Source organism: Acrocarpospora sp. B8E8 (genome assembly GCF_039871605.1).
Taxonomy (GTDB): Bacteria; Actinomycetota; Actinomycetes; order Streptosporangiales; family Streptosporangiaceae; genus Acrocarpospora; species Acrocarpospora macrocephala.
Window position 1 is genome coordinate 1 of the sequence record NZ_JBDPLV010000144.1, and the last position, 10,220, is coordinate 10,220.

Genomic DNA, 10,220 nt, shown 5'->3' on the forward strand with positions numbered 1-10,220 from the left:
ACTTGAGAGGTGTCCGATCGATCTGGTTGCTGGAAGCCTGAAGAACTCCCATCATCCCAGCTCGCAGGGCACCTCTCCCCATTTCACAACATTCGCATCAGATTCGGCTCGGTGGATCCAGGCTAAGCCTTCGCCGACTAAATCCGCGGATAGCGATGGGGTTGAGGATCTTCCTGTTAAGCCCGATGAGAACAGAGCCGAGGTGCCGCTGATAAAACCAAGTGGTGTTGCCGCGTCCGAACTTCCCAAGGAGTCGAAAGCGGCCAAGACTGATTTTGATCTGCCGGAAGGGGTGGGGGAGGGTGCCTCCCCACAGCCTGAGGTCGCGGCAGGGTCGGGAGGTGCCGTTCAGTCGTCGGCTTCTGGGGATGGGCTTGCTTACGGGATCTATGCCGCCATTGGTCTGCTGTTGTTGCTGATCGGCGGGTATGCGGGTGCGTGGTTGCGTGGGCGCGCCGGTGGGGGTGAAGGCGTGGGTGCGGGTGCGGCGGCGACCGTGGGGGTGATTTCGCCGCCGGAGGGCGGAGGCGTCGCCACAACGGGCTTGGTGGGTCGTCGGCCCGCTGCCCTTCTTACGGCGGCCAAGATTTCGGAGCCCGGACCTGCGGCAGTGGGGCCTGCTGCATTAGAGCCACCGGTGATGGATCTGGCGATAGCGGATTCTGCTGCCCTGAAGACAGCTGCCCTGAAGACAGCTGCCCTGAAGACTGCGGCGGTGGAGTCGGAGGCGGTGGAGTTCGCCGCCGTGGAGGCTGGGGTGGTGGAGTCGGCGGCAGTGGAGTTCGCCGCAGCGCAGCCCGAGGTGCAGCGGCCTGCGGTAGCGGCGTTCGCAGGCGAGCCCACGGCAGGCGAGCCCGCAGCAGCAGGGTCCGAAGCTGGCGAGCCCGCAGCAGCAGGGTTCGTAGCGGCGGAGCCAGCCGTAGCGGAGCCGGCCGCGGTGGAGTTGGCTGCTGTGGAGGCTGGGGCAGCGGAACTCACCACGATGGAGCTTCACGAAATAGAACCTGCCTTAGACGGGGCTGAGGATGATGTGCCGCTGCTCCGGCCCTACATCGCTCGGGCGATCGAATTGCAGGACGGGAGACCGGGGTCGGGCCGGTTATGGCCACCGTCTGCTGAGGGTTCCGAAGGGTCGAGGTAGGGCGTTAGCAGGATCCCGAGTAGGCGGAGGGCGCCTGCCTTGTCCAGGGGCTCGTTGCCGTTGCCGCACTTGGGGGACTGGATGCACGAAGGGCAGCCTCGTTCGCATTCGCAGGAGGCGATTGCGTCGCGGGTGGCCGTGAGCCACTCGGTCGCGTGGGCGTAGCCACGTTCGGCGAAGCCCGCCCCGCCATCGTGGCCGTCGTACACGAAGACGGTGAGGAGGCCGGTGTCGGGGTGGAGTTCGGTGGAGACGCCACCAATGTCCCAGCGGTCGCAGGTGGCGAACAGGGGCAGCAGGCCGATTGCGGCATGCTCGGCCGCGTGCGCGGCACCGCCGAGGTCGATTCGCGTGTCAGCTCGCCGGTCGGTTCTTCGGTCGGTTCGCCGCCGGGCTCCCAGGTCGCCAGGCAGGCCGGTTCGCCGGTGAGTTCCCTGGTCGCTTGGTGGGTCGCTTGGCTGCTCGGTTCCTAGGTCGCTTGGCTGGTCGCTTGGTTGGTCGAGTTCGGCTAGGGCGGAGTTGGGGAGGGTCCACCAGACGGCGCGGGTGCGTAGGGTTCGGGGTGGTAGGTCGAGGGGGTCGTCGCCTAGGAGCTCTCCGGTTTGGGTGCGGCGTTTCAGGTATGAGACGACCTGCCGGGTGACCTCGACCGAGCCGAAATGGAGTTCGCCGGGGCCGAGGGGCCGGGAGCGTAGGGACTCGATGATGCGGATGTCGGTGATGTCTCGGGCGAAGGTCGAATAGTCGAGTGAAGCGGCGGAAACCAAGGCGACGCCCGCTTCGAGGTCGAACTCATCCACCACGTAGGTATCCCCACGATGAATATGCACAGCCCCGGTATGTACCGTCCCATGAGCCGACGCCTCGTCCACGGTCCCGAGCAACCGGCCGGTGTCCGACTCGACGATCTGAACCGGTGACCCGCCCGACCCCCGGATGTCGGCCAGGTCGACCGCACGATCCCGGCTCGTCCAGAACCACCCCGTCGTCCGCCGTCGCAATAACCCCCGCTCTACCAGCTCATCCAAAACCCCCAACGCCGCAGGACCGAAAATAAGATGATCTTCATCTGACAGCGGAATTTCGGACGCCGCCGCACACAGATGCGGAGCCAGCACATAGGGATTGTCCGGATCCAGGACGGTCGCCTCCACCGGATGCCCGAACAGCGCCTCCGGATGGTGCACCAGATAGGTGTCCAGCGGATCGTCCCGCGCGATCAACACGGCCAGCGCGTCCTGCCCATCTCGCCCGGCCCGACCGGCCTGCTGCCACAAGGACGCACGCGTCCCCGGCCACCCGGCGATCAGGACCGCGTCCAGCCCGGACACGTCCACCCCGAGCTCCAGCGCGTTCGTCGTCGCCACTCCGAGCAGCTCGCCCGAGCGCAACGCCTTCTCCAGCAGCCGCCGATCCTCGGCCAGATACCCGGCCCGATACGCCGCCACCTTGTCCGCCAGCCGCAGCTCGGGCAGCACGGGCGTGGCCACGGCGGCCCGCGAAGGCCGCGCGTGCACTCCCAGCGCGAGTTCGGTGTCGTGCAGGTGTCCCCGGGCCGACAGGGCCACGATCTCGGCCGCGCGCCGCGACCGTACGAACGCGAGGGTCCGTACGCCGTCCAGGACGAGATCGGTGAGGAGGTCGGCCGCCTCGGCGGTGGCCGTACGGCGGACGGGGGCGCCGCCCTCGCCCCGCAAATCGGTCAGGGGCGGCTCCCAGAGCGCGATGGTGCTCGCGCCCCGGGGAGAGGCGTCACGCGTCACCTCGGCCATCTCAAGGCCCGTCAGGCGCATCCCCGTGGTTCCGGGCTCGCTGGCGGTGGCGGAGGCGAGGAAGAAGACGGGGCGGGAGCCGTACTTGGCGGCGACTCGGCGCAGGCGGCGGAGGATCTGCGCGACGTGGGAGCCGAAGACGCCGCGGTAGGTGTGGCACTCGTCGACGATCACCAGCTGGAGGCGCCGCCAGAAGGACGTCCAGGCGGCGTGCCTGGGCAACATCGACCGGTGGAGCATGTCCGGATTTGTCAGGACGTAGTTGGCGTGGCGGCGGACCCAGGCGCGTTCCTCCATGGGGGTGTCGCCGTCGAAGGTCGCGGGTCGTACCTGGTCGAAGGAGAGTTCCTGGAGGGCGCGGAGCTGGTCGGCGGCGAGGGCCTTGGTCGGGGTGAGGTAGAGGACGGTGGCGCCGGACAGGATCCCGGTGACCGCGGGGACCAGATAGGCGAGAGATTTTCCTGAGGCGGTTCCAGTGGAAATGATCACGTTTTGGCCACGGTGAACATGCTCGGCGGCGGCGAACTGGTGTGGCCACAAGCCGGACACGCCCTGCACCTCCAGCCGCTCCCGCACCGTGTCGGCGACCCAATCCGGCCATTGGACTTGACCAGCCTGACGTGCTGGAACATGCTCCACGTGAGTGACTCTCCCGTGCCGTGCCGAGGTCGTCAGCAAGCGCTCCAGGAGTGGTCCGCTCCGGCCTGGCGCACGCCTGTGGGGGTGAGCGGGTGAAGAGGACCGATTCATTGGTTTCCACCATGGCATCTGCGGGGAGAGTCGCCCGGAGTCGGGATTTCGTATAGACACTGAGGCGTAGCGTGGTTGAATGCCGCGCGTCAGGATCGTGTTTTCCTAAGGATGCACGATCTGCATCGGACCTACGCAGGCAAGGCGCTGGAGGATCTGTGGATCTGAAGTTGGACCACCGTACCGAGGACCGTCTCACCATTGTCGAGGTCGAGGGTGAGATCGACGTCTACACCGCGCCCAGATTGCGTGAGCTGCTCATCGACTTGGTGAACAAGGGCAACTTCCACCTTCTCGTGAACATGGAGAAAGTGGACTTCCTCGACTCGACCGGGCTTGGTGTGCTGGTCGGCGGGCTCAAGCGGGTGCGGGCGCACGATGGCTCCCTGGAACTCGTCTGCACGCAGGAGCGCATTCTGAAGATCTTCCGGATCACCGGTCTTACCAAGGTCTTCGGGATCTACGCCTCCGTGGATGAGGCCAAGGAAGCCCACGGTCGAGACAAGTAGTCATGGCCACCGTCGAGCTGACGTTCAGCGCGTTGCCGGCTCATGTGCGCACGGCGCGGTTGGTCGCCACGGCGATCGCGCGCCGTACGGGGGTGGCCGAGGCGTTGCTGGACGAGGTGCGGCTCGCCGTCGGAGAGGCGTGCTCCCGGGCAGTTGAGGCGCATCGCGTCCACTGCCCGGGGGAGCCGATCCGGATCGAGCTCCGGGATGATTCGGGGCGTTTCGAGGTGACGGTCACCGACTCCGCTCCGAACGACGATCTTCAATCTCCGGGTACGGCCAATGGCCTGGTATCGGTCGAGGCATCGGCCGACAGCATGTTCGGGATTGTTCCGGAAATGCCGGGCTTAGGGATCGCGGTGATCGCCGGTCTGGCCGACGACGTCGAGGTCTCCCCAGGGCCGACGGGGGTGCGGATCCGGATGAGCTGGCCGGCCGCCACGCCCAACGGGGTTCCGGCTCACTGAAGCCTCCTGGCTGGTTAGGGGCTGGCCGAATCTGTCCTCCACCCAATTTGGGTCGTCTATAATCCCTCGCAGGGCTTGTCCGTAACCTGATGGACATCAGGCGACCGGGCGACAAACGACCTGTTTGGGTGGGGGTGGAACCCGTCCTTACTGGACTCGGCCCTAATTAGCGTGCCGCAAGGCCTTCATATCCGCCGACAGGCTGCGTAGACTCCCCCGCACCGGCCAAGGTATTGCGGATTGCAACCGGAAGCGGCACTGCCAACCACCCGGAAGTGCGCCGCTGACGCCCCGTTCGCGATGGGGCACGCTGAAGATACTGTGAGGCTGCGCCTCCCGGGCAGGACCTACCCGTCTGGCCGAGGAGGACGGAATTGTCTGCCTATCTCGCCGCTGGCAATGACGCAGCGGTATCCCTGAGCGGTTCCCATCTCACGATCGTGATCGTGGTGGCCGCTGTGGCCATGATCGCGCTGGCCGTCGCCGGCGGCCTCGTGCGCGAGGTACTGGCCGCGCCCCAGGGCACGGAACGTATGCAGAACATCGCGAAAGCCGTACAACTTGGAGCTGCCGCTTACCTGACGCGGCAGTTCCGGACGCTTGCCGTCTTTGTCATCCTTATCCCCTTCCTGCTCTACCTGCTGCCGGCCGAGTCGACCAGCGTGGCGATCGGGCGCAGCCTCTTCTTCGTGGTCGGTGCGGTGTTCTCCGCGCTGACCGGCTTCATCGGGATGTGGCTGGCGGTGCGCGGAAACGTGCGCGTCGCCGCCGCCGCCCGGGAAGCGGGGGAGAAGACCGCGATGCGGATCGCATTCCGTACCGGCGGTGTGGCCGGTATGTTCACCGTCGGGCTTGGCCTGCTGGGCGCGGCCATCGTCGTGTTCGCGTACAAGGGCGACGCGCCGAGCGTGCTGGAAGGCTTCGGCTTCGGCGCGGCGCTGCTGGCCATGTTCATGCGTGTCGGCGGCGGCATCTTCACCAAGGCCGCCGACGTCGGCGCCGACCTGGTCGGCAAGGTCGAGCAGGGCATCCCGGAGGACGACCCGCGCAACGCGGCCACCATCGCCGACAACGTGGGCGACAACGTCGGCGACTGCGCCGGCATGGCGGCCGACCTGTTCGAGTCGTACGCGGTGATGCTGGTCGCCTCGCTGATCCTGGGCAAGGCGGCCTTCGGCACCGAGGGCCTGGTGTTCCCGCTGATCGTGCCGATGATCGGTGTGATCACCGCGATCATCGGCATCTTCGTGACCTCGCCGCGCGCGGGCGACCGGAACGCGATGGCCGCCATCAACCGCGGGTTCTTCATCTCGGCCGCGATCTCGGCCGTGCTGGTGGCGGTCGCGGCTTATGCGTACCTGCCGGCCTCGTTCGCCGAGCTCACGTCGGCCTCGCCCGCCGTTCAGGCGATCACCGCGGATCCGCGGATCATCGCGATCGGGGCGGTTCTGATCGGTCTGGTGCTGGCCAGTGCGATCCAGATCCTCACCGGGTACTTCACGGAGACCAACCGGCGTCCGGTGAGGGACATCGGGGAGTCGTCGCGTACCGGTCCCGCGACCGTCATTCTGGCGGGTATCGCGGTCGGGCTGGAGTCCGCGGTGTACTCGGCGCTGCTCATCGGCGCGGCGGTGTACGGCGCGTTCCTGCTGGGCTTCGGCAACGTCACCGTGGCGCTGTTTGCGGTCGCCCTGGCCGGCACCGGCCTGCTGACCACGGTCGGCGTGATCGTGTCGATGGACACTTTCGGTCCGGTTTCGGACAACGCGCAGGGCATCGCGGAGATGTCCGGCGACGTCGAGGGCGAGGGTGCGCGCGTGCTCACCTCGCTGGACGCGGTCGGCAACACCACCAAGGCGATCACCAAGGGCATCGCGATCGCGACCGCCGTGCTGGCCGCGACGGCGCTGTTCGGGTCGTTCCGTACGGCTGTCGAGGCTGAACTGGCGAAGGCCAGTGAGACCGTCAAGGCCGCGCTGGGTTCGTTCCAGAACTTCAGCCTGAGTGTGGACTCGCCGAACGTGCTGGTGGGTCTGATCGTCGGTGCGGCCGTGGTGTTCCTGTTCTCCGGTCTGGCGATCAGTGCGGTTGGCCGGGCGGCGATGCGGGTGGTGTTCGAGGTACGGGAGCAGTTCCGTACCAAGCCGGGCATCATGGACTACAGCGAGCAGCCTGATTACGGGCGAGTTGTGGACATCTGCACCAAGGACTCGCTGCGGGAGCTGGCCACGCCTGGTCTGCTCGCCGTGCTGACTCCGATCGCGGTCGGGTTCGGGCTGGGTTACGGGCCGCTGGGCGCGTACCTGGCGGGGGCGATCGCGGCGGGCACGCTGATGGCGGTGTTCCTGTCCAACTCGGGCGGTGCGTGGGACAACGCCAAGAAGCTGGTCGAAGACGGGCACCACGGCGGCAAGGGTTCCGAGGCGCACGAGGCGACCATCATCGGTGACACCGTGGGCGACCCGTTCAAGGACACCGCGGGTCCGGCCATCAACCCGCTGATCAAGGTGATGAACCTGGTCGCGCTGCTGATCGCGCCCGCCGTTGTGGTGTACGCGGACAACACCGGGCTGCGGATCGGCGTGACCCTGCTGGCGGTTCTCGTCGTGATCGGTGCGATCGTCGTGTCCAAGCGTCGTTCCGGTGGGGGCATGGAGTCCTCCGACAACAACAAGGAAGAGCTGGAGCCGGTCGCTAGCTGATCCTGTTCCGCTTCGCTGAGGGTTCCCCGCGATGGCGGGGGACCCTCACGCGTTTGTGGACCATGTTCGTAGAATCTGTGCATGAAAGGGCGTTGCGTGCGATGAAGACGTTGATTGTGCTGCGGCATGCGAAGGCGGAGCACACCCCCGGGGTGCTGGACTTTGAACGCGGGCTTACCCATCGGGGGCAGCGCAACGCGCGCGAGGCGGGGGTGCTGATCGGCCCGCTCAAGCCTGACCTCGTGCTTTCCTCCTCGTCCAAGCGGACCCGGCAGACGGCGGAGTTGCTCGGGCTGGCCGCGCCGCTTGAGCTGGATCGGGACATCTATGAGGCGTATACCGACGAATTGCTTGTCCTGATTCGCCAGGTCGGGCCGGAGGTGGGGACGCTGGTGCTGGTCGGGCACAATCCGAGCGTGCACGAGCTGGTGATGGGCCTCACCGGGGATGAAGTCGAGACGTTCCCGCCGGGGGCGTTCGCGGTGGTCGAGCTGCCCGGGCCCTGGTCGGAGGTCGATTCCGGCACCGGGACACTGGTGGACACGCACCGGCCTTAACGATCGTGGCCAGATTCGACGACAGCGGGCTGGCGGTGGGTTTCGGCCTCGTCGCCGGGGCCTCTGTCGTGATTCCGCTGGTCGTCGGGGTGGCGGTGGGGCATCCCGTGGATGGCGGGGTGGTCGGCATCGGCGCGTGGCTGGTCGCCGTGCGGGCCAACGCCGATCCGCCGGGGGTGCGGGCGGTGGCCATGCTGGCCGGGGTTTTGTCGTTGGCGTTCGGTACGGTGCTCGGCGTGGTGGTCATCGACCGGGAGTGGTTGCTGATCCCGGTCGCGCCGCTGGTCGCCGGGGCGGGCATCCTGTGGCCGCTGGTCGGCTCGACGGCCGCGCTGGCGTTGCTGATCACCGCTGCCAATCCGCTGCCGATTTATCCGGCGGAGCATCTGGGGCTGCAACTTCTGGGGGGTTTGCTGGCGGCGGTGCTGATCACGTTGCCCTGGTCGTGGCGGCGGACCCGGCCGCTGCCTGCCACGCTGGGTGAGGCCGCTGAGGAGCTCGCTGTCCTGATCGAGTCGACCATGTCCGACTCGTGGGACTCCCAGCGGGTCCGCGCCTCCTCCGTGCTTCAGACGGCTCGTACGGCTTGCGCCCGCAATCGCTGGGAACGACGCTCCCGGGAAGCCGAGCAGGTTACCGCCGCTCTGAGACGGATCTTCTACGAGGCGGTGGCCTTGCATGATCTTGTCGGGGCGGTGGCCCGGGAGGTCCCACCGGATCGGGTGGGTTTGTCGGAGCTGGTGGAGTCTCTGGCGGCTTCTGTGCGGTCGCTGTTTCGGTCGGCCGAGAAGGTTGAGTCGGTTGATTTCGCGGCGCGGATTGATGCGTTGCGCGGAGAACGTCCGGGTGATGAGCGGGAGCTGCTCAGCGTGGTGTTGCTCCGGCAGATCGCGCATGTCGCTGACCGAATCCGCGAGGGTGTCGCCGAGTCCCGGTCGGGTGTGAGATCTCTCACAGGCACCGTGATGGTGATTCCGCAACTGCCCGAGTGGTCTGGGGTGCGAAAGCGGCGACCTGATCACGACGCGCTATCGAGTGATTCGGGTCCGCCAGGGATGCGGCCGGTCGATTCTCTCGGGGAGAGGAGGCCGTCCCTCGTTTCGGATGTGATCTCTCGGGTGGTGGCGTGGTTGCCGCGGGTGAGCCTTGATGATCCCGACGTTCGTCATAGTTTGCGAGTGGGGCTTGGGACGGTGGTCGCGTGCGTGGCGATTGTGCTGTTCGAGCCGTTGCATGCGCAGTGGTTGGCGTTGACGGTTCTGCTGACCATTCAGCCGACGTATGGGGAGACGCTCACGAAGGTCTGGGCGAGGATCTTGGGGAGCGTGATCGGTGGGTTGGTGGCCGCGCTGGTGCTGCTGATCGCGCCGGGGGACTGGGTGCGGGTCGTGATGGTCGGGGTGGCCGCGATGCTCGCGTTCGGGCTGGTGGCGGTGCATTACGCGTACTGGGCGACGTTCATGACCATGTGCGTGCTGCTGCTCATTGATTTTCAGACGCCGCTGTCGCCGGATGCGGCCGCGATTCGGGTGGGGCTGACCGTGTGCGGCGCGTTGATCGCGCTTGCCTGCACGCGCCTGCTGTGGCCGCGTGGTGAGGCGGTGCGGCTGGCCGAACGGGTGGCCCGGTTGCTGGAGTCGCTTGCGGAGGCCGCCCGGACGGTGGCCGATGTGAGCCGTGGCGATCGACCGGAGCGGCTGGCCGTGGAACGCATCCACGTCGCCGCCCGGGAGGCGGAGGCCGTGGCTCAGTCTGTGAGTTCCATCGCGTACGAACCGGGGGTCGTGCCGCCGCAGCACGTGGACGAGGTGCTGGACACCGCCCGCAGGATCCGGGACGACCTGATGACCGTGACGACCGTCCTCCGCGAAGACCCCGGCGAAGTCGGGCCTGCCCCCGGTGTGCTGGACGCCGTCGCGGATCGGCTGGCCACCGGAGCTGAGGCCGTCAGGATCGGCGAGCCATACCAGTCGGGTGGGGATGTGGACAGCCGCCTGGCCGATCTGGGCGGATGGCTGGGCAAGCTCGCCGATCGTCGGCTGGACGAACTCGCGGCGGATCCTGCGGACTCCCGCACCCGTGTGCGCCGCGCACTCCTGCACGCCGCCGCGACCGATCAAGCGTTGCGCGCCCTGAGCGAGGGGTCGGCCCACATAGTCAAGGAGGCAAGCATCGCCAAGTGAACCAACAGGAGGCCTGCGGGTTTGTGGGGACTCAACCGCAATCAATCGAAAACCGCGAATCCGTAGGGGGTAGGTGGCGAAAGCCACGGCGACCCCAGGGCCGGGCGGGAGCCCGGACAAGCATAAAAGGGTGGGCGGG

6 protein-coding genes and 1 pseudogene are annotated in these 10,220 nt (G+C 67.3%); 6 read left to right on the plus strand and 1 reads right to left on the minus strand.

What is annotated here, in order from left to right:
- A pseudogene (locus ABGB08_RS53650) lies at positions 1-1,141 on the plus strand (hypothetical protein); the annotation flags it as partial.
- Here ABGB08_RS53650 and ABGB08_RS53655 read toward each other — a convergent pair.
- Positions 1,048-3,663: a DEAD/DEAH box helicase gene (locus ABGB08_RS53655; protein ID WP_347608015.1), complete on the minus strand. Its 2,616-nt coding sequence runs from the start codon at positions 3,661-3,663 to the stop codon at positions 1,048-1,050. The pseudogene ABGB08_RS53650 and the gene ABGB08_RS53655 overlap by 94 nt on opposite strands.
- Positions 3,664-3,821: 158 nt before the next feature.
- On the opposite strand from ABGB08_RS53655, the gene ABGB08_RS53660 reads away from it, so the two are divergent.
- The 5 genes from ABGB08_RS53660 (at position 3,822) to ABGB08_RS53680 (ending at position 10,081) form a co-directional block, all read left to right on the plus strand.
- Positions 3,822-4,172 (plus strand): STAS domain-containing protein, encoded by a 351-nt coding sequence (locus ABGB08_RS53660; protein WP_111171502.1) that lies wholly within the window; start codon positions 3,822-3,824, stop codon positions 4,170-4,172.
- Positions 4,173-4,174: 2 nt separating this feature from the next.
- On the plus strand, positions 4,175-4,639 hold the full coding sequence (locus tag ABGB08_RS53665) for an ATP-binding protein (RefSeq protein WP_155353875.1): 465 nt from the start codon (positions 4,175-4,177) through the stop codon (positions 4,637-4,639).
- 374 nt (positions 4,640-5,013) lie between these two features.
- Positions 5,014-7,341 (plus strand): sodium-translocating pyrophosphatase, encoded by a 2,328-nt coding sequence (locus ABGB08_RS53670; RefSeq protein ID WP_347608020.1) that lies wholly within the window; start codon positions 5,014-5,016, stop codon positions 7,339-7,341.
- 101 nt (positions 7,342-7,442) lie between these two features.
- The gene (locus tag ABGB08_RS53675) at positions 7,443-7,898 is read left to right on the plus strand and encodes a histidine phosphatase family protein (RefSeq protein WP_155353873.1); all 456 of its coding nucleotides are present in this window, start codon (positions 7,443-7,445) and stop codon (positions 7,896-7,898) included.
- Between the two features lie 5 nt (positions 7,899-7,903).
- Positions 7,904-10,081 (plus strand): FUSC family protein, encoded by a 2,178-nt coding sequence (locus ABGB08_RS53680; protein ID WP_347608024.1) that lies wholly within the window; start codon positions 7,904-7,906, stop codon positions 10,079-10,081.
- Positions 10,082-10,220: the final 139 nt, after the last annotated feature.